The sequence below is a fragment of the Campylobacter sp. CNRCH_2016_0050h genome (assembly GCF_025772605.1).
In the GTDB taxonomy this organism is placed as follows: Bacteria; Campylobacterota; Campylobacteria; order Campylobacterales; family Campylobacteraceae; genus Campylobacter_D; species Campylobacter_D lari_D.
This window is the reverse complement of the sequence record NZ_JAKMSK010000012.1, coordinates 1-20,711: the sequence shown is the minus strand read 5'-3', so window position 1 is coordinate 20,711 and position 20,711 is coordinate 1. Positions and strand designations below refer to the sequence as shown.

At 28.7% G+C, this 20,711-nt stretch carries 18 protein-coding genes; 13 read left to right on the top strand and 5 right to left on the bottom strand.

Translation table 11 applies throughout. The features are described 5' to 3' along the window. The first annotated feature begins 3 nt into the window (after window positions 1–3). On the top strand, window positions 4–810 hold the full coding sequence (locus L8X28_RS06785; protein ID WP_263665886.1) for an SPOR domain-containing protein: 807 nt from the start codon (window positions 4–6) through the stop codon (window positions 808–810). Beyond that, window positions 807–1,589, top strand: a complete 783-nt coding sequence (locus L8X28_RS06780) for a shikimate dehydrogenase (protein ID WP_263665030.1) — start codon at window positions 807–809, stop codon at window positions 1,587–1,589. Before L8X28_RS06785 ends, L8X28_RS06780 begins: the two co-directional genes overlap by 4 nt. On the opposite strand, the gene dnaJ is transcribed toward L8X28_RS06780, so the two are convergent. After that, entirely contained in the window at window positions 1,586–2,707 is a 1,122-nt protein-coding gene (gene dnaJ / locus L8X28_RS06775; RefSeq protein WP_263665885.1) for a molecular chaperone DnaJ, read from the bottom strand. The genes L8X28_RS06780 and dnaJ overlap by 4 nt on opposite strands. Window positions 2,708–2,822: 115 nt before the next feature. On the opposite strand from dnaJ, the gene L8X28_RS06770 reads away from it, so the two are divergent. The 3 genes from L8X28_RS06770 to recR are packed head-to-tail and all read left to right on the top strand — an operon-like array spanning window position 2,823 to window position 5,297. Further along, entirely contained in the window at window positions 2,823–3,494 is a 672-nt protein-coding gene (locus tag L8X28_RS06770; RefSeq protein WP_066006696.1) for a response regulator transcription factor, read from the top strand. Beyond that, window positions 3,491–4,723: an ArsS family sensor histidine kinase gene (locus tag L8X28_RS06765; RefSeq protein ID WP_220567174.1), complete on the top strand. Its 1,233-nt coding sequence runs from the start codon at window positions 3,491–3,493 to the stop codon at window positions 4,721–4,723. The genes L8X28_RS06770 and L8X28_RS06765 overlap by 4 nt, the downstream gene beginning before the upstream one ends. Before the next feature lies 1 nt (window position 4,724). Beyond that, window positions 4,725–5,297 carry a recombination mediator RecR gene (recR, locus tag L8X28_RS06760; RefSeq protein ID WP_133319871.1) on the top strand — a complete coding sequence of 191 codons (573 nt, stop codon included), beginning with the start codon at window positions 4,725–4,727 and terminating at the stop codon, window positions 5,295–5,297. Here the strand turns inward: recR and L8X28_RS06755 are convergent. The 3 genes from L8X28_RS06755 to L8X28_RS06745 are packed head-to-tail and all read right to left on the bottom strand — an operon-like array spanning window position 5,284 to window position 8,568. Beyond that, entirely contained in the window at window positions 5,284–6,312 is a 1,029-nt protein-coding gene (locus L8X28_RS06755; RefSeq protein ID WP_263665884.1) for a hypothetical protein, read from the bottom strand. The two genes, recR and L8X28_RS06755, sit on opposite strands and share 14 nt — an antisense overlap. Continuing rightward, window positions 6,309–8,102 (bottom strand): excinuclease ABC subunit UvrC, encoded by a 1,794-nt coding sequence (gene uvrC, locus L8X28_RS06750; RefSeq protein ID WP_263665883.1) that lies wholly within the window; start codon window positions 8,100–8,102, stop codon window positions 6,309–6,311. Before uvrC ends, L8X28_RS06755 begins: the two co-directional genes overlap by 4 nt. Next, window positions 8,095–8,568, bottom strand: a complete 474-nt coding sequence (locus L8X28_RS06745) for a hypothetical protein (protein ID WP_263665882.1) — start codon at window positions 8,566–8,568, stop codon at window positions 8,095–8,097. Before L8X28_RS06745 ends, uvrC begins: the two co-directional genes overlap by 8 nt. 134 nt (window positions 8,569–8,702) lie before the next feature. On the opposite strand from L8X28_RS06745, the gene nhaD reads away from it, so the two are divergent. Both nhaD and guaA read left to right on the top strand, forming a co-directional pair. Then, window positions 8,703–10,061, top strand: a complete 1,359-nt coding sequence (nhaD, locus tag L8X28_RS06740) for a sodium:proton antiporter NhaD (RefSeq protein ID WP_263665881.1) — start codon at window positions 8,703–8,705, stop codon at window positions 10,059–10,061. A gap of 9 nt (window positions 10,062–10,070) precedes the next feature. Continuing rightward, on the top strand, window positions 10,071–11,606 hold the full coding sequence (guaA, locus tag L8X28_RS06735) for a glutamine-hydrolyzing GMP synthase (protein ID WP_220567179.1): 1,536 nt from the start codon (window positions 10,071–10,073) through the stop codon (window positions 11,604–11,606). Here the strand turns inward: guaA and L8X28_RS06730 are convergent, their stop codons facing one another. After that, complete coding sequence (locus L8X28_RS06730) at window positions 11,607–12,158, bottom strand: class I SAM-dependent methyltransferase (protein ID WP_133319878.1); 552 nt, start codon at window positions 12,156–12,158, stop codon at window positions 11,607–11,609. A gap of 112 nt (window positions 12,159–12,270) precedes the next feature. Here L8X28_RS06730 and L8X28_RS06725 point away from each other — a divergent pair, with 112 nt between their 5' ends. The 6 genes from L8X28_RS06725 (at window position 12,271) to L8X28_RS06700 (ending at window position 20,601) form a co-directional block, all read left to right on the top strand. Next, the gene (locus tag L8X28_RS06725; RefSeq protein ID WP_263659810.1) at window positions 12,271–13,710 is read left to right on the top strand and encodes a hypothetical protein; all 1,440 of its coding nucleotides are present in this window, start codon (window positions 12,271–12,273) and stop codon (window positions 13,708–13,710) included. Window positions 13,711–13,969: 259 nt separating this feature from the next. Further along, a complete protein-coding gene (purD, locus tag L8X28_RS06720; protein ID WP_133319880.1) occupies window positions 13,970–15,220 on the top strand; it encodes a phosphoribosylamine--glycine ligase in 1,251 nt (416 codons plus the stop codon). Then, window positions 15,217–15,675, top strand: a complete 459-nt coding sequence (locus L8X28_RS06715; RefSeq protein WP_133319881.1) for an RDD family protein — start codon at window positions 15,217–15,219, stop codon at window positions 15,673–15,675. The genes purD and L8X28_RS06715 overlap by 4 nt, the downstream gene beginning before the upstream one ends. Beyond that, complete coding sequence (locus tag L8X28_RS06710) at window positions 15,665–17,701, top strand: LPS-assembly protein LptD (protein ID WP_263665900.1); 2,037 nt, start codon at window positions 15,665–15,667, stop codon at window positions 17,699–17,701. The genes L8X28_RS06715 and L8X28_RS06710 overlap by 11 nt, the downstream gene beginning before the upstream one ends. Then, window positions 17,698–18,357, top strand: coding sequence for a phosphoribosyltransferase (locus L8X28_RS06705; RefSeq protein ID WP_133319883.1), 660 nt, complete (start codon window positions 17,698–17,700; stop codon window positions 18,355–18,357). Before L8X28_RS06710 ends, L8X28_RS06705 begins: the two co-directional genes overlap by 4 nt. 135 nt (window positions 18,358–18,492) lie before the next feature. Further along, entirely contained in the window at window positions 18,493–20,601 is a 2,109-nt protein-coding gene (locus tag L8X28_RS06700; RefSeq protein ID WP_263665880.1) for a polyribonucleotide nucleotidyltransferase, read from the top strand. The last annotated feature ends 110 nt before the right edge of the window (window positions 20,602–20,711 follow it).

Below are 20,711 nucleotides of genomic sequence, written 5' to 3'. Positions count from 1 at the left end.
AAAATGGAAGAAAACAACAAAAATGAGTTTGATGATATTATCTTGCAAAAAAGCAATAAAAGTGAAAAACTTAAAAAAATTTTACTCAGATCGATTATTTTAATTATTGTGTTTTTGGTAGTAATGATAGCAATGAAGTTAATTAATGATCCAGGCGAGGAAAAATCACTACAAATGCCATCAGAGCCGCAAGAGCAAGCTTCTTATGAAAATAATTTTAATTCTTTGCCTATTACGGATAATACTAAAGAAGAGGATGAATTTGAAGCTTTAGCTAGAAAACTGAAAGAAGAAAGTTCATTGGCTGATGCAAATAATACCATAGAGGAAAAACAGGAAATTCCAAGCAATAGTGTATTAGATCAAATTACATCAACAGAACCAAAAGAAGAGCCAGCTAAGGTGGAAGAAAAACAAGAAGAGATTAAGCCTGTAGAAAAATCTATAGAAAAACCAATTCAAAAACCTTCTGAAAAATCAAAAACTAATGTTGTTGAAAAGCCAAAAGCTCCAGAGCAAAGCAATGCAAATGAATTGTTTGAGAGCATAAAAACACCGCAGACTCAAACACACCTTGCAGCAGGTACTTATATCCAAGTTTTTTCTTTAAGTAGTCTTGATCCAAAGTCCAAAGAATTGAGTATACTTAAAGAAAATGGATATGATTATAAAATTTACAAAACAACAGTAAATGGCAAAGAACTTACAAAAGTTTTAGTTGGGCCTTATAAAGAAAGCGAATTAAAGGCTGAATTAGAAAAGGTGCGTTCTAAAATCGCAAAAGGTGCTTTTACTTTTAGAGTAAAATGAAAATTTTCACAGTTATAGGTGATCCTATTGTGCATTCTAAATCCCCAAGAATGCACAATAATGCTTTACAAGTTCTTAAAAAAGACGCAATATATACAAGATACCATTTAAAAAATAAAGCAAAATTAAAAGAAATTGTTCAAAAATTTGATGGAGCAAATATTACTATACCTTTTAAAGAAGAAGCGTATAAAATTGCAGATTTTTGTGATGAAAGTGTTAAGCAAATAGGATCTGCTAATACTTTGTTAAATAAAAATAACAAAATTTATGCTTATAATACAGATTATCTAGGATTTTTAAAAGCAATTGAAAATTTTTTTTCTATTAAAAATGCTTTGATTTTAGGTGCTGGTGGCACCGCTAAAGCTTTAGCTTATGCTTTAAAATCTATAAATATTGAAGTTGCAATAGCAAATCGCTCTAGTGCTAGATTTGAAAATTTAACCATCTATCCATGTTTTTTATATGATCAACTTGATTTAAATACACAATTTGATTTGGTAATAAATACGACTAGTGTGGGTTTACATGATGAAAGTTTACCTTGTGAAGAAAGGATTTTAAAAAATATTTTTCAAAAAGCTAAGTATGCTTTTGATGTTATTTATAGTAGAGAAACATCTTTTTTAAAGTTAGCACGAGAAAATGGATTAAAAATAAAAGATGGCACGCAAATGCTTTTATGGCAAGGTGTTTTTGCTTTTGAGTTATTTTTAGAGTGTCAAAAAACAGAAGAAATTTATAAAGCCATGGAGATGGCTTTAAAACTTCCTTAGTGACTAAACCAAGATTTGATTTTATCAAACAAGCTTTCTTGTTCTATAAAAGCTTCCTCATTTTCTAAGCCAAAGCTTTTTTCAAGTTGCAATAGTAGATTTTTTTGTTCATCAGTAAGTGTTTTTGGAAATTTTATTTCAATTTGTACAATATGTGAACCAAGTTTTCCATTGTGAATATTTTTAACACCTTCGTTAGCTAATTCAAATTTTTGTTTATCTTTTGCACCCACCGGAAGTTTAAGATCAGCTTCTCCTCTTATGGTGGAAATTTTAATTGTCTTTCCAAGAGCAGCTTGGGTAAAAAATACAGGTACTATGGTATATATATCATCATCATGTCTAATAAATTTATTATCATCTTCTACAACGATTTTGATATACAAATCACCTCTTTGAGAAGAATTTGGAAGCTTATTTGCTTTGTTTTGCACTCTAAGACTCATACCACTATCAATACCTTCTGGTATATCAAGTTCTATATGATCTTTTATTTCTTCATAACCATTTCCATGGCATGTTTTACACTTATTTTTTATTATTTTCCCACTGCCCTTACAATGATCACAAGTTTGTACAAAAGTCATAAAACCTTGTCTAACACCAACTTGTCCTTTTCCTCCACAATGAGAACAAATATCTTCTTTTCCATTTTCTGATCCACTACCATTGCATATTTTACAAAATGTTTTATAGGTAAAATCAATTTCTTTTTTGCAGCCAAAAACAGCCTCTTTGAAGCTAATCTTTACCGCTATTTTTAAATCATGTGGATATTTATTTCCTCTTTCTTTTTTACGCGTTGAGTTTCGAAAACCAAATCCATCTCCAAAAAAACTTGAAAATATATCCCCTAAATCAACATCTCCAAAACCACCAAAACCACCGGCTTGTCCTTTTAATCCTTCTTTGCCGTATCTATCATATATACTTCGCTTTTCATCATTGCTAAGTACTTCATAAGCTTCATTGACAAGTTTAAATTTTTCTTCAGCTTCTTTATCTCCTTGATTTCTATCAGGATGATATTTTAATGCCATTTTTCTATAAGCTTTTTTTATAGTTTCTTTATCTGAAGTTTGAGAAATTTCTAATATTTCATAATAATTAAGTTCCACTTTTTTCCTCTCTTGAAAAATTAATATTATAATTTTAGCAAAAAAATAAATGAATAGTTAAATTATGTGTTATAATATTAAGTTTGTAACATATTTTCACTAATAAGGGGTAGAGATGATTAATGTTTTAATGATCGAAGATGATCCAGATTTTGCAGAGTTTTTAGCAGAATATTTGGCCCAATTTAATATCAAAGTTACTAATTATGAAGATCCGTATTTGGGAATGAGTGCTGGTATAAAAAATTATGATTGTTTAATTCTTGATTTAACTTTACCTGGACTTGATGGTCTTGAAGTTTGTCGCGAAATAAGAGAAAAATATAGTATTCCTATTATTATTTCTTCAGCTAGAAGCGATTTAAGTGATAAAATTGTAGGACTTCAAATAGGTGCGGATGATTATTTGCCAAAGCCTTACGATCCTAAAGAAATGCATGCAAGAATTATGAGTTTAATCCGTCGTTCAAAACGCGTAAATGAAACTCCTGAAAAAATAATCAATTCAGCTTTTAAAATTGATGAAAAAAGACATGAGATTAGTTACAATGAAGAGGTTTTAATTTTAACTCCTGCTGAATATGAAATTTTAAGTTATATGATAAGACAACATGGATTTTCAGTTAGCAGAGAGCAGCTTGTGTATCACTGCAAAAGCTTAAAAGATAAAGATTCTAAAAGTTTAGATGTAATTATTGGTAGACTTAGAACTAAGATCGGCGATAGTTCGAAGGCACCAAAGCATATTTTTTCAGTTAGAGGGATAGGATATAAATTAATAGGATGAAAGTAACTATTAATCTTAAGATTACCGTTCTTTTTGCAACGGCTTTTTTGTTTGTTTGTGCTTTGTTTGTGCTCTTGGGTAAGGTTCAGGTTGATTCTTATTTAACCAATGAGCAAAATAGACAAAAAGAAATTGTAGAAAAAATTATATATAATTTAGAAAGAAAAGAAGGTTTTTCAATTCATGATTATCTTCTTTCTAAGTCTTTTAAAATAGTTGAAAATGAACGCAGTGCAAAACATATAGTTGCAAAAGGTGAAAAGGTGCTTAAGGTTAATTCTGCTTACGGTAGTTTTTCTTCTATTATTTACCATAATCAAATTTTTTTTTATGTTGAACAAGTTAATTTAAAGCAGCTTTATGAGCTAAATGCATCTACGCGTTTAGAGTATTTGTTTTTACTAAGTTTCTTTTTTAGTTTGATTTTGATTATATTTTTATATTTTTCTGTTTTAAGATCTTTAATGCCTTTAAAAATTTTAAAAAAGAAAATTAAAAATATTAGTGCTGGAAAAATAGAACCTTTATCCGAATATTCACAAATTAATGATGAGATTTCAGAAATTTCTTTTGAATTTGACCATGCTATTAATAAAATACAAGAATTAGTAAAATCAAGACAATTTTTTTTAAGAATGATTATGCATGAACTTAAAACACCTATTGGAAAAGGTAGGATAGTTTGTGAGATGCTAGACAATCAAAAACAAAAAGACCGCTTAGTAGCGATTTTTGAAAGACTTGAATTATTGATTGATGAATTTGGTAAAATTGAAAAAGTTTTATCTAGAAATTGCCAACTAAATTTGCAAACTTATCATTTGAGCCTAATTTTAGAGCAGGCTGAAGATTATCTCATGAGAGATGATTTTTATCAAAAAGTTAAGATTTCTTACAAAGAAGATACTATGATTGTTGCTGATTTAGAACTTTTTTCCTTAATGCTTAAAAATTTGATTGATAATGCTATTAAATATTCTGACGATAAAGCTTGTGAGATTATATGTTCAGGGGACTATGTAATTGTTAGAAATAAAGGGGTTCAACTTAAAAAAACTTTTGATTATTATTTGAAACCTTTTGTAAGAGAACAAAATACTCAAGTTGAAGGTATGGGATTGGGGCTTTATATTATCAATAATATTTGCAATCTTCATGGTTATAATTTAACTTATAGTTATGAAGATGGTTATCATATTTTTAAGATTGTTTTTTCAAGGTTAAAATGACTTGAAAGATTTAGAAAAATTTAATGAATTGGTAAATGCATTTTCTGCATTGCCTACTATCGGTAAAAAGTCCGCATTAAGACTCGCTTATCATGTTTGTATAAAAGATCCTTTGCTAGGTTCTAAACTTGCTTATAGTATTGAAGAATCCATTAGAGGGATTAAAAAATGTATACAATGCGGGGCTTTAAGTGAAAATGAATTATGTGAAGTTTGTTCTGATATAGAAAGAAATAATAATATTATTTGTATAGTGCAAGATCCTAAAGATATATTAATTTTAGAAGATAGTAAAAGCTATGATGGGCTTTATTTTGTACTAGAAAATACCAACGAAGAAAATATTACTAAATTAAGAGTAATGATTGAAAACAAAAATACTAAAGAAATTTTTTTCGCTTTTACTCAAGGCTTAAATTCAGATGCTGTAGTTTTTTTTATAGAGGAAAAATTAAAGGATTTAAATTTGAGTTTTTCCCAAATAGCCCAAGGTATTCCAAGCGGTGTTAGTTTGGAAAATGTCGATTTTATATCTTTACATAAGGCTATTAATCATAGAACTAAACTTGATTAATATATTTTTTAAGTAAAATTATCCATTCATTTTTGCTAATGTCATTTATAATTTCATCGGCAAAATCACAATTTTTAACTCTATTTTTGGTAAAAAGTAAAATTTTATTTTGTGAATTTTGTATTTTATATTCATGTAGTATTTGACTAAAATATAAAATATCGAACTTTATGACTTCATAATCAACCAAAATTAATCTAAAATTTAATTTTAAAGCGTTCTTAAAATCACTTAGGCTATCTACGATTTGATTATTTGAGCAAAATTGATTGGTTATATTTAAAATTAGATTATTTTCAAAACTAGAAGATTTAAAAATCAATACATTGTATAAATTTGCTATTTGATAACTTTCTTCTTTAAAATTTGTACTTAAAAAATTGATAAGATCTTTGACATTGACATCTACAAATGTGTAGTTTAGCGTATTTTTTATTTTCTTCTTTGAAATAATAAAGGAATATTTTTTCTCTACTTTTTGAAAATCATCAAAAATTTCACTACTAATGCCTATATCTAATAAAATACATTGTAATAAAAAATTTTCAATCACATCATCATTTACAATGCATGCGTGGATATTCTTAAAAATAATATTTTTTGTTTTTGTATTTATTTGATATTTTTTTAAAATCGGTTTTAGTGCAATGGAATTTTCTAATCGCATATAGTTAAAACTTTGAATAAGATATTGTAAGTTTTTTTGTAAAAGTTTGTTTTGTATTTTTTGATCTTGCAATTGTTTTTGCGTTAGCTCAAATGATGTTTTTAATTTTTCTTTTAGATCTATTAAAGAGGTTGAACTTGATATTTTTAAAAATTTTTCTATTTCTTGAATAATGATATTATCTTTTTTAAGTTTTTGATTTTTTATGATTAAATAAATACATGTAATGATAAATATTAAAATACTAATAGAGGTATAAATATAGAATAATTTTTGATCAATTGGATATAAAAAATAATAATTGAAAAAACATAAAATCAAAGTTAAAGAACTAATAAAAAATATCATAAATTTTCCTTAATTATTTTGGCTATTTTTATATTAGAAAGTGATTTTAATTCATTAAAATCGGCTTTACTGATTTTATCAAAACTACCATAATAATCTAAAAATTTTTTAATATAACCTTGAGAGATTCCAAGTTGTATCAACTTAGAGCTTTGTAGGTCCTGTTTTCTTTTTGTTTTTTGGTGAAAACTAATTGCGAAGCGATGTGTCTCATCGCGCAATTTTTGTAAAAATTGCAATTTTTTATCATCGGTAGAAAGTTGAATTTTTCCTTCTTGAGTATAAATTTTATCTTTCGCACTTCCTTTTGCTCTATAAGCTTTAGCATCTATTTTTTCTTTAGATATAGCTAAAATATCCACATTTGCTCCAGAACTTTTAATAATATCATTTGCTAGTTTCAATAAGGCATTCCCGCCATCAATCAGCCATAAATCAGGCGGTGGATTTTTATCAAAGGATAAAGCTCTTTTACTAAGGATTTGAAGCATTTGATCATAATCATTTTTATAAGATAAATGATAGTGTCTATAAGAGCTTTTATCAAATTTCCCATCTTTGAAGGTTACTAAAGCACCTACAATTGCATCACCTTGCATATGAGAATTATCAAAAATTTCTATATGATTGGGATAATTTTGCAGATTGAAAAAATCTTTTAATTCTTTTAAAAATAAATAATTTTCATTTTTTAAATGCTTTTGTATGTTTATTTTTGCATTTTCTAGAGCAAGCTCACACAGGACTTTTTTTTCACCAAGTTTTGGCGATTTAAGGTAAAATTTTTTAGAAAATCTCTCGCTGAGTAGATCTTGCAGTAGCTTCATGTCTTCAAAATCTTTGTGTGTATAAATACGAGTTGATTTTATTGGAGATTCTTGTGTGTAATTTTCTAGAATATATTGTTTATAAATTGCATTTAAGTCAAATTCGTTTTGATTATTAAGAGCTAGTATTTTATGATTTGAACTAATGATTTTACCATTATTTATTACAAAACGCACCATGGAGAGTATGTTTTCTTCGCAATAAATAGCATAAATATCAAAATCTTCTAATTTTGCAAGGTCTATTTGTATTTTTACACTTAAATCTTCAATTGTTTTAATTTGATCCCTTATAAGAGCTGCTTCTTCGTAGTTTTCACTTTTTGCGTATTCAAGCATTTTATTTTCTAAATTTTTTGTTAAAGATAAGGGATTTAAAAGAGCTTGTGTGGCTTTTTGGATAATTTTTTCATATTCTTGTTTAGAGATTTTTTGCTCGCACGGACCTTTGCAACGCTTAATCTGATAAAAAAGACAAAGTTCTTTGCAAGATTTTTTTTGTCTTAGCTCAAAAGATAAATATAAAGCATTTAAAAGCTCTTTTGCACCTTTAAAAAACGGACCAAAGTATTTTATTTTATTTTTTTTGATGATTTTTCTTGTAATCTCAAATCTTGGAAAATCTTCGTTTAAGTCTATATAAATATAAGGGTAGGTTTTATCATCTCTTAATAATATATTGTATTTTGGGTGTAATTGTTTTATAAAAGAATTTTCTAGTATTAAAGCATCGGCCTCGCTTTTTGTGGTAATAAATTCTAAATGATGGGTTTGACTAATCATCTTTTGAATTCTTAAACTATTGCTAGGATTTGGGCAAAGATTTGGAGTGAAATTAAAATAACTTCTAACGCGGTTTTTTAAATTCTTGGCTTTACCTACATATAAAAGCTTACCTTGTATATCAAAATACTGATACACGCCAGGTAAATTAGGCAAGGTTTTGAGTTCATTTTCAAGCATTTTTTATAAGCTTTCGTAGTTCTTCAAATTTATTATATAAAATAGGATTTTCAAAATGGTTTTTAAAATTTCCATTAGAAAGTTCTAGATGAGTTTTTTTATGTGCGTTAAAAGTATTGTTTTTGGATATAAAGTTTTTGTCGCTAAGTATTTTTATATTTTCCACTTTAGCAAAATTACTCATTGGCTTAGCTAAAATATAGTTTTTTATGAGACTTTTAATCATTTTTTTGGTATTATCGTGATTAAGCTCCATATATGCAATGTGGTGTTTAACTAAAATAATCAAAGTATTATTTTTTATAAAGAGTTTAGTAATCATTTGTTGGTGATTATAGTTAAACAGTTTTAAAAACTCTTTATATTGCAAAAGTGCTTTTAAAGGTCTATAATGTTTATATTTTTCAGAATTAGCAAATATATCAATAACATCACAACTTGTTTTAATATCATTTTTAACTTCCATTTAATTATTGTAACATTTTTTTTATTAATATTTTTAAGTGCATGTGGTTATAAAGCTGCTCCATTTTATGAAATAAAAGATAATAATGGCAGCGTAAAGGAAATAAAAAAATTCCAATCTTTGGAGAGTGAAATATGAGTAGAATACTTTTTTTACTTTGTTTTAGTATTAGCTTTTTATTAGCAGGTCAAACTCATGAGTTAAATTTGGCTTTTAGTGCTTTGGGTATAGGTGTTTTAATAATTTTTGTATTGGGGTATTATTTTATAGCAGCAGAAGAAAAATATCATATCAACAAAACTAAGCCTGCTTTGTTTATAGGAACATTTTCTTTTATTGTCATTGGTATATATATGGTAGTAAATGATTTAGACACGCAAATACTTGAAGAAAGTGTTAATCATCTTATCTTGGAAATCGCACAAATTGTGTTTTTCTTAATAGCAGCAATGACTTTTATAGAAGCGTTAATAGAAAGATCGGTTTTTGAAACTTTAAAATATAAGCTTGTAAGCAAGGGTTATACTTATAGAAAATTATTTTGGCTAACAGGAATTTTGGCTTTTTTTATCTCTCCGATTGCAGATAATCTTACCACAGCTTTGATTTTATCTACTGTGCTTTTAACTATAGATAAACATAATAAAGAATTTTTAATCCCAGGTGCTATAAATATTGTAGTAGCAGCTAATGCTGGTGGAGCTTGGTCGCCATTTGGTGATATTACTACTTTGATGGTTTGGACGGCAAAAAAAGCTACCTTTTTTGAATTTTTTGCTCTTTTTCCTGCTTCTTTTATTGGATGGTTTCTTACGGCTTATTTGCTATCGCGTTATGTGCCTGATGTTGAGCCAAATTTTCATAAAGATAATCTAGAAAAAGTTGAAATTAAGCCAGGTGGTAAAGTATTTATTGTGCTTGGTTTTTTAACTATCGCTTTAGCAGTTTTTATCCATAGTATTTGCGATTTGCCTGCAATGTGGGGTATGATTTTTGGTCTTTCTTTGCTCAGCTTATATATGTATTTTTTCAATAGAAAACAAGGTAAAAAAGATTTAAATATTTTTCATTATATGACGCGTATTGAAATGGATACTTTATTATTTTTCTTTGGAATTTTATCTGCTGTGGGTGCTTTACATTTTGTTGGATGGCTTGCTTATGCTTCCGATCTTTATACAAAATTTGGAGCTACTAGTATTAATATAGGCGTAGGATTTTTATCTGCTATTGTAGATAATGTTCCGGTTATGAGTGCGGTATTAAAAGCTAATCCAAGTATGGATGATACTCAATGGCTTTTAGTAACTCTTACAGCAGGAATTGGAGGATCATTGATAAGCTTTGGCTCAGCAGCTGGTGTGGGGGTAATGGGAAAAATGAAGGGAATTTATACTTTTAACTCTCATTTAAAATATGCATGGACGATTTTAGTTGGATATATAGTATCTATTATAGTTTGGTATGTACAATTTCAATTGTTAAATTTATAAAGGAGTTAGATGAAAAAAGCAGATATTTTGGTTTTGGACTTTGGTTCGCAATATACACAGCTCATTGCAAGAAGATTAAGAGAGCAGGGTGTATATGCAGAAATTTTACCTTTTAATGTAAGTTTAGATGAAATTAAAATTAAAGAGCCTAAGGGTATTATTTTAAGCGGTGGACCGGCTAGTGTATATGCAAATGATGCTTATTTTTGTGATAAAGGTGTTTTTGATTTAAATATACCAGTTTTAGGAATTTGTTATGGTATGCAACTTATGGCACATCATTTTGGTGCAAATGTAGCTCCAGCAGGTCATAAAGAATATGGCAAAGCAACTATAGATATTCAAAATGATAGTGACTTGTTTAAAAATTTACCTAAAAAACAAACGGTATGGATGAGTCATTCTGATAAGGTAGAAAATTTACCACAAGGTTTTGAGGTTTTGGCAACAAGCGAAAATAGTCCTTTTTGTGTATTTGGAGATGAAAAGCGTAAATTTTTTGCTTTACAATTTCACCCTGAAGTTCAACATAGTGAGTTTGGAAAAAGCATCTTAAAAAATTTCGCTAAGTATGCATGTAATTGTGATAGTATATGGAATATGGGATCTTTTGCAAAAACTCAAGCGCAAAAAATTAAAGAAGAAGTAGGTAATGATAAGGTATTATGTGCTGTTAGTGGTGGGGTTGATAGCAGTGTAGTGGCTGCATTACTAGCAAGTGCGATAAAAGATCAAGTGGTAGTAGTATTTGTTGATAATGGTCTTTTAAGAAGCGGTGAAAAAGAGCAAGTTGAATATATGTTTAGACATACTTTAGGTATTGATCTAATTAGTATTGATGCTAGGGAGATTTTTTTAAGTCGCTTAGCAGGTGTTAGGGATCCTGAACAAAAGAGAAAAATTATAGGAAATACCTTTATAGAAGTTTTTGAAGAAGAAGCTAAAAAACATAAAGATGTAAAATATTTAGCACAAGGAACTTTATATACTGATATTATTGAAAGTTCGGTTGTAGGGGCTAGTAAAACCATAAAATCTCATCATAATGTGGGTGGGTTACCTGAAAAGATGAATTTAAAACTTATTGAACCTCTAAAAGAAATTTTTAAAGATGAGGTAAGAGCTTTAGGAATAGAACTTGGCTTGAGTAAAGATGTAGTTTATCGTCATCCCTTCCCGGGTCCAGGGCTTGCTATACGCATTATGGGTGAAGTAAATGAGCCTAGTTTGGAGCTTTTGAGAAAAGCTGATGTGATTTTGATTGAAGAATTAAAAAGCAGTGGTTGGTATGATAAAACATGGCAGGCTTTTTGCGTGCTTTTAAATGTGCAAAGTGTTGGCGTAATGGGAGATAATAGGACTTATGATAATGCAGTTTGTGTGCGTGTGGTGAATGCAAGTGATGGTATGACAGCTACTTTTTCTCATTTACCTTATGAGTTACTAGAAAATATTTCACGCCGTATTATTAATGAAGTAGAAGGAATTAATCGTGTGGTGTATGATATTTCTAGTAAGCCGCCAGCGACTATTGAATGGGAATAGTTATTTAGTGCAAAAATAAACAAAAGCAGGAGGGAGATTTTGCCAAATGATAGGTGAAATTTCTACCTTGCTAAAAGTAGTAAAAAGTTTTTTCTTAAAAGCTCTTCCTTTTGGCGTGGGCAGTATATATGCAAATGTTGCAAAGCAACCATTTTCCTCTAAAACTTCATGAATGGATTTTAATAATAAATCTTGTTCTTTGGAATTTAATAAAGCCCAAGGAATTCCAGAAATAATTAAGTCTGCGTTGTTGATTGCTCTTTTTTCTAACATATCAGGTAGAAATTCCGCTGATCTAATTTCTAAATCTATATTTTTTATATTTTGTTGTAGTTTTTTTGCCATATGTGGATTAATTTCAACTGCAAAAAATCTTGCATCATGATTTTTTTGCTTAAGGATATATTTGGTAAAACTTCCTGTTCCAGGTCCTATTTCAATAATATTTTTTGCATGTTGGACATGAGAGGTTATGAGTTTGCTTAGTTTTTTTGAGCTTGCACAAAATGCTCCTGTTTGCTTTGGATTTTTAAAGTATTGATATAAAAACATAGATTAAATACCTAAGATAGTTATTTTTAATAAATTTTAAAATATTATTGTAAATTTATGAAAACAAAGTTAAAATAAGAATTTAATTTTTCTTTAGATCAAGGATTTGGATATGCATGGAAAAATAATGGTTTATGTGGATGGTACTGGAAGAGGAACAGTAATTAATCTTGCAAAAACATTTTTTGAATTTAACAAACATGCTTGGCACGATAAAAGAAGCATGCCAACGGTTGGTATGTTTGTTGAGTTTAGATCCGATGGAAAGCATATTACAGATTTAAGACCTTCTAAATTTCAAGAATTTGGAGATAATGATTTTATTAAAGAAAGAGATTTTTGGAAAACAGATAGTGATGATGAATTGGAGGATTTAAGACTAACAAGGCGTGATGCTTATGTTCAAGAGCTTTATAGAGAAACTGATTATGATAATCTTGATAAGATTACTCTAAATTTGACTATCCCACAAGCCATTCAAAGGTATTTTTATAATGAAACACTATCAATCAATGCTGTGAAAGATATTAATACAGATGAGGTACCATATATTATAGATTTTTTTGCTATGAAGCGTTTTTTACATAAAGCTTTGGATACTTTGCTTTTTTCAGATAATACTATTAACCAAGCTGACTTTTCTGCTATGAAAAATATTATAGTACATCTTGAAATGGCTTATAAAGATATGAAAGATAAACAAAAACATATCAACATGGAGCGTTTGTATGATGAGGTCTTTTTGTCTCATCAATGCCATTATCAAGCACTTCTTGCTTCGATCGATAATAGGAAAAATAGAAAATTAGCACTTGATCGCCAAATGAGTACTTTGATTACAGATATTAAATCAAAACAAGCGAGAATAGAAACAGAAAGTGGCAAAAAACGACAAGAATTTGAAGAAATGATACAAAGTAAAAAACAAAGGCTTGTTGAAATAAAAAATGAAGTAGATTATTTTACAAAAAGTATTGAAAAATTAGAGGCAATGAGAAAGTCTTTCTATGAAAAAAATCTTACCATTTTTAATAATAGTTTTAATATGGCTAGAGAGAAACTTTTTGAGAAAATTAAACAAGGTTTAAATATATGTGCTACAAAATTAGATATAGAAATTTGGAAAAAATCTTTAAAATCAACAAGTATAAAAAATTCTTATTTTAAAACTGCAAGCGAAATTTCTTTCTGCACTCTTTCTTTTGCTGAACTTTATTTAAATAGATTAAATAAACATGCACTAAATCCAAATGATCAATTATTACTTTCTTATGTTAAAAAAGTAAGAAAAGAATGTGAAAAAAGTTTTTTAATAGTTACTTCCAATCCTGATTTATATGTTAATATGAAAATCCAAATTTTTGCAATGAATCCTTATTATGTTGTTAAGCATGCACCTAAAAAAGTAAATTATCAAGGATTGATGAAAAATACTGAATTTGATATAGTTTATGTAGATGAAAAAACTATTTGGGCATCTGTTGCTGATGTTATTTTAGAAGGAAAGTATTTTTTAAAAAAGGACTCCAAAACTAAATTCAAAATTTTATAAAAATCCTTTTAAACCCTATTTTTAAGTTTTCTTAGTTATAATTAGAATGCCTAAATGGTTCGATATGGTATTAAAGAGGATCCAACACATTAATTATAAGCTGTGATGTGTGATTTACCGTGTTCTGTGACTTCGTTTGAGTTTTGAAAAAAAGCGAGAAGCTGCAGCCTTTAAAAATCACCTAATGGCATACTTTGACTTTTTGAGGGTCAGACACTTATACTCCGGCCATTTGGGTTTTGATATTTTAAGGAAAATAATGAAAATTTTAATATTAGGAAGCGGTGCTAGGGAATATTCTATCGCTTTGGCTCTTCAAAAAACAAATAATAATTTGGAATTTTATTTTGCACCAGGAAATGGTGCTACCGCTAAAATAGGAACAAATCTTAATATGAAAGATCCTAAGGTTATTACAGCTTATGCAAAGGCATCTGAGATTGATCTTTGTATAGTTGGAAGTGAAAATTTTCTAGCAGAGGGTATAGTAGATCTTTTTAAAGAAAATAATATTGCTATTTTTGGTCCTACTAAAGCTGCTGCTATGCTTGAAGCTTCAAAATCTTATATGAAGAGTTTTTTAAAAAAATATAAAATTAAAACAGCTAAATTTTTAAATACAACAGATTATGAGAAAGCTAAGAAATTTATTATGAGTTTAACTCCTCCTATAGTGGTAAAAGCAGATGGTTTGTGTGCGGGCAAAGGTGTGATTATTGCTCAAAGCCATGAAGAAGCTTTAGAGGCTACTAAAAATATGCTTAGCGGAGAGAGTTTTGGTGAAGCTGGTAAGATTGTTGTTATAGAAGAATATCTCAACGGATTTGAATTAAGTGTATTTGCAGTTTGCGATGGAGATGATTTTATATTGTTACCTGCTGCACAAGATCATAAAAGATTACTAGATAATGATAAGGGACCAAACACAGGAGGAATGGGTGCATATGCTCCAAGTATTTTAGCAAGTGAAAATTTATTAGAGCAAGTAAAAAAAGATATAGTAGTACCAACTCTTAAAGGTATGAAAGAAGAGGGTGCTGAATTTGTTGGAGTGTTGTTTATAGGTTTGATGGTTGTAAATAATAAACCTTATGTTTTAGAATACAATGTGCGTTTTGGTGATCCTGAGTGCGAAGTTTTGATGCCTTTGATAGAAAATCCTTTGGATTTATTTTTAGCATGTGTGAATAAAAATCTTGCAAATACTCGTATAAAAATCAAAGATGAATTTGCAGTAGGTGTGGTTTGTGCAAGTAAAAACTATCCTTATAAAGATTCTCCAAAAGCATTAATTGATATAGGAGAAATTCCGCAAAATTCTCATATTTCTTATGCTGGAGTAGTTTTAGAAAATAACAAACTATATGCTAGTGGTGGTCGTGTATTAGTTTGTGTAGGAATTGGAAAAAGTATTGAAGAAGCGCAAAAAAACGCTTATATGCTTTGTGATAATGTTCATTTTAAAGGAAAACAACATAGAAAAGATATTGCTTTTCAGGTTCTTAAATGAGTGCAAATCAAGAATTATTTGACAAACTAGAAAAAGAAGAGCTAAAAATAGCAAGTTTTAAAAAAAGATTTTTAGCTTATATTGTTGATAGTTTTGTGATTTTAGCTATTGTGAGTATTATTTTATTTGATAAGATTAGTTCTATGCAAACTTATGATGAAATTCACAATCTTTTAATACGTTTTGCTGGTGGAACTTTAATTTTGCAATTTACATATCATAGTCTATTTACATATTTATATGGTGCAACTTTAGGAAAAATGCTTTTGAAGATTATGGTTATTGATCAAAACTTATTAGATAAACCAAATTTCATTCAAAGTGCTTTAAGAGCAGGTGTGAGGCAAATTAGTGATATGTTGTATGGTTTGGGTTTTGCTTGGGCTTTAAGCAATATCGTTTTAAAAACTTGGCATGATTATGCGGCCAAAACAGTGGTGATAGATCTTGCGTAAAATATTACTTTCTTTGGCTTGCATAGGAAGTTTATATGCTTCTAAAGTGGATATCTATGCTTTGGATGTTGTCAAAAAAAATGATATTATAGAGGCAAAAAATAATGTAGTTGTGGTATCTGATTTTTATTTGATAACTGCAAGCGAGGCTAAATTTAATGAAACAACAAAAGATTTGGAGCTTTTTGGAGATGTTAATATCTTAAGGGGGCAAAAAGAAAGAACTAATTCTACTTATACGAAGATTAACTTAAAAGATAACACTACAGCTTTTAAAAATTTATTTTTTTCAAATAATGATTTGGAGGTTTGGCTACAATGTCATCAAGCTAAAATTGATGACAAATTTGTAATGAGTAAAAAGTCTGTTGTATCTAGTTGTAATGTTGAAAATCCTGATTGGGAAATTCGTTTTGATGAAGGCAAATTAAACAAAGAGAGTAATTTTTTACATCTTTATAATGCAAGATTATATGTAAAAAATGTTCCGGTGATGTATTTACCTTATTTTGGTTTTAGTGTAGATACTAAAAGAAAAAGCGGATTGTTAATTCCCCAAGTAGTTTTAAAACAAAGTGAAGGGCTATATTATAATCAGCCAATTTATTATGTTATTGATGATAATGCGGACGTTCAATTTGAACCTCAGATTAGAACAAAAAGAGGTTATGGCTTATACTCAACTTTAAGATTTATTGATACCCCTTATTCTCAAGGTGAAATTAGCGGTGGTATTTTTGGCGAAAAATCAAGTTATAAAAGAGAAGAAAATTTAAAAAATAAAGAACACTATGGTTTAGAGGTTAAATATTCAAATGAATCTTTATTTAAAAGTCTTTTAGGTGAAGAATTTCAAGAGGGTTTATGGGTTGATGCTACTTATTTAAATGATGTTGATTATATGAATTTAAGTTCTAGCGCAAAAACCGAAGCTTCTTTAGTTACTTCTAAAATAAATTATTTTTTATCAGATGATGATAATTATTATGGTGCTTATGCAAAGTATTATATAGACACTTCTAAAATTAGCAATAAAGATACTTTACAAGAATATCCATCTTTTCAATATCATAGATATTTAAATGGATTTTTTGATAATTATATGCAATATAGCTTGGATGCTTCTTTTCATAGGTATTATAGACATACGGGTATTTATGCTAAAACTTTAGATTTTGATTTACCTTTAATTTATCATACGAGTTTTTTTGATGATTTTTTAAATTTTGCTTTCACAGAAAGGATATATGCAAATTTTGTAGATTATTCTAACACAGATGTTAAAAACCAAGAACATTTATTTAGAAATTCTCATAATTTTTCTTTATATACAGATCTTTCAAAGCCATATGAAAATTTTTATCATACTCTATATTTAGGGGTTGATTATTTTCTACCTGGAGCTAAATCGGGTGAAATCACTGAAGATTTTGTAGAGTTAAAAAATGATCCTGAGCAACTTAATTTTTCAATGTATCAGTATTTTTACAATACTTTAGGCAAAAAAAAATTATATCATAACTTGAAGGTTAAATACTTTACTAAAGAAGGTGGCTTTGGTGCTTTTGATAATGTTGTAGAATATTTTTACAATGATTATATAAGTTTAAGAAATGAAGCTGAATATTCTGGAGCTGATAATCGTTTTGATAAGGTTTTTAGTGAAGCTTTGTTTGATTATGGTGAATGGAAGATTAGTTTAAACCATGCTTATAGAATGTATGAAAATGAAAAATATAATTTTATAGGAACTAAAGCCCAATATGATATAAATACTAATTATCAAATTTTTGGTGGATTGTGGTTTGATTTGAACAAAGATCCTGAAAAATGGGAAATAGGTTATACTTATCAAAGAAAATGTTGGAATTATTCTTTGATGTATCGCAAAGATATTTCACCTAAACTTACAAGTGGTGGTATTAGTGCTAAAGATCAAAGTGGTGTATATTTTATGTTTAATTTTTATCCATTAGGCGGGGTATCTTATGATTTTTCTTTAGAGGAAAATGAAAGGTCGATATGATATTTTTTGAAGATGAAAAAGATGCACTTGAGAAATTATATGATATATTACCATTAAACAAACTAAAAGATTATATTATTATTACACCTTCTTTAAAATCGATAGTTTTTGTTGATGCGCTAGCACAAAAATTAGAAATTCCATATGATTTTTTATTTACAGAACAAATTAAAGCTCCTAATAATGATGAATGTCAAATAGCTATGATTAGTGAAACAAAGGAGTTGGTTTATAATGAGGCTTTAGTTAAAGCTTTCGATATAAGTTTAGATTATATTTATGGTGAAGCCAATAGAACCTACGAAGAAAAAATTTTAAAAAATGTGTATCGTTATAGAAAAGGAAATCTTTTAAAGGATTTAAAAGGGAGAAATATTTTAATATTGCATGAAGGTTGCGAAAGTGGAATTACTGCTTCTTCATGTATTAAAAGTTTGTTAAAAGAAGAAGTAAATAGTATTGTTTATGCTACTGCTTTAATGCCAAGTGATGTATATGAATATATCGGTGTTTTTGTAGATGAGGTTTATTGTGTGCAAAAAATTGATCATTTTGTGAATATTGAGTTTTATTTTAAAAATAAAACGATTTTGCAAGCTCATGAAATTTTAGATATTTTAGAAGAAAGTAAATATTATCTTCCATTAAAGAGATAAATTTATATCTAAACAATCGGTTGTTTAGATATAAATTTATAGGCAAAACAAAAACAGGCTTTTTAAGTTTTAATTTTTAAAATTTAAAAAGCTTATTTGGTTTTTGCCTATGATGAAAATATTAAAGGAAAAATCATGCGACATGAAATAAATATTAATAATCATTTTGAAATATTTGAGACTAATAAGGTTGCAAAACAAGCAGCGGGTGCAGTTTTAATGCAAGAAAAAAATGCTGTAGTTTTGGCAACTGTTGCTAGAGAAGAAAAAATGGTAGAAGAGGATTTTTTACCTCTTACGGTACAATATATAGAAAAAGCTTATGCGGCAGGAAGAATTCCAGGTGGTTATGTAAAAAGAGAAACTAAACCAGGTGATAATGAAACTTTAAGTGCAAGGATTATAGATAGAAGTTTAAGACCTCTTTTCCCAAAAGGCTATGCTTATCCAACTCAAATTGTAGTAATGGTTCTTTCTGCTGATCCTGAAGTAGATCTGCAAGTGATGAGTTTAAATGCTGCAAGCATTGCTTTATATTTAAGTGATATTCCTATAAAAGCGCCAGTTTGTGGTGTAAGAATAGGTCGTATGAATAATGAATTTGTTTTAAATCCAAGCAATAGTGAATTAAAAAATAGCACCCTAGACCTTTATGTGGCGGGTGTTAAAGATGAGCTTTTAATGATAGAAATGAGAGCTTTAGCAAATAAACAAAATGGTCAACATTGTATGAATGAGCTTAATGAGGATGATGTTTTAAAGGCTTTAGAATTTGCAGGCAATGCGATTTTGCGTGGCTCTAATGAATATGAAAGAGTTTTTGCTGCTTATAGAAAAAATTCCAAACTTGAATTTAAAATAGAAACAGATGGTGGTAAAATTGTTGATTTTATTAAAAATTCTTATATCTCAAAGCTTAAAATTGCAATTAACCAAATGGCGAAAAGTGAAAGAGCAAGTGAAATCTCACAAATAGCAAAAGAGATTGAAAATGAAGCTAGTGCTATTGAAAATGAATGGAAAATTGAAGATATTGAGAAAGCTTTATATTTGTGCAAAAGAGAGCTTGTTAGAAGTCAAATTCTTAATGAAAATAAAAGGGCAGATGGTAGAGGTTTGAAAGATGTTAGAAAGATAGATATAGAGACAAATATTCTGCCAAATGCACATGGATCGTGTCTTTTTACTAGAGGACAAACTCAAGCTTTAGTTATAGCTACTTTGGGAAGTGATAATGATGCGCAAATGTCAGATTTGTTAACAGAGAAAAATCCAATATGCGAAAAATTTATGGTAAATTATAATTTTCCAGGTTTTTCTGTAGGTGAGGCTACTCCTATAAAAGCTCCAGGTAGAAGAGAGTTAGGGCATGGAAATTTAGCAAAAAGAGCTTTACATCCTAGTATTGATACGGATTATATTCATACTATTCGTTTAGTGTCTGAAATTTTAGAAAGCAACGGTTCTAGTTCCATGGCTACTGTTTGTGGTGGTGCTTTGGCTTTAAGAGCCGCAGGGGTAAAAAGTGAAAAACTAGTGGCAGGTGTGGCAATGGGACTTGTTTTTGAAGATGAAAAATATGCTATTTTAACAGATATTATGGGTCTTGAGGATCATGATGGAGATATGGATTTTAAAGTAGCAGGGAGTTACGAGGGAATCACTGCTTTGCAGATGGATATAAAACTTGGCGGTATAGAGCAACAAGTTTTAAAAGAAGCTTTATATCAAGCAAAAGAAGCTAGGGAATACATTTTACAATTAATGGAAGAGGCTAATCAAAACATAGTTGTTAATGAAACAATTTTACCAAAGATTGAAATTTTTAATGTAGATCCAAGTAAAATCCCTGATATTATTGGCCAAGGTGGTAAAACTATAAAAGAGATTATAGAAAAATTTGAAGTTAATATTGACTTAGATAGAGATAAAGGTGAGGTTAAAATAGCAGGAATTAATCATGATTTTATTTCTCAAAGCAAAGAATATATATTAAATTTAGTTCATTCTAAAGGTTCTAATAAAAAGCGCGATAGAAAAGAAGTGCCTAAATTTGATATCGGAGAAGAATTTATAGGAAAAGTTCAAAAAGTTGTAGAATTTGGAGTTTTTGTAGAACTTAGAGATGGCGTAGATGGTTTATTGCATAATTCTAAATTCAAGGAAAAGCTAGAAATTGGTAACGAGGTTAAGGTTAAGGTGGCAGAAATTAAAAATGGAAAAGTGTCGTTGGATTTAGCTTAATTGTTTAAATTTAAGCATATTTAAGAATATGCTTAAATTTTTATTTTAGATCTTGACAAAAAAATATTCTTTTGGCATAATTTCATTTTTTGATTGTCTCGTTAGCTCAG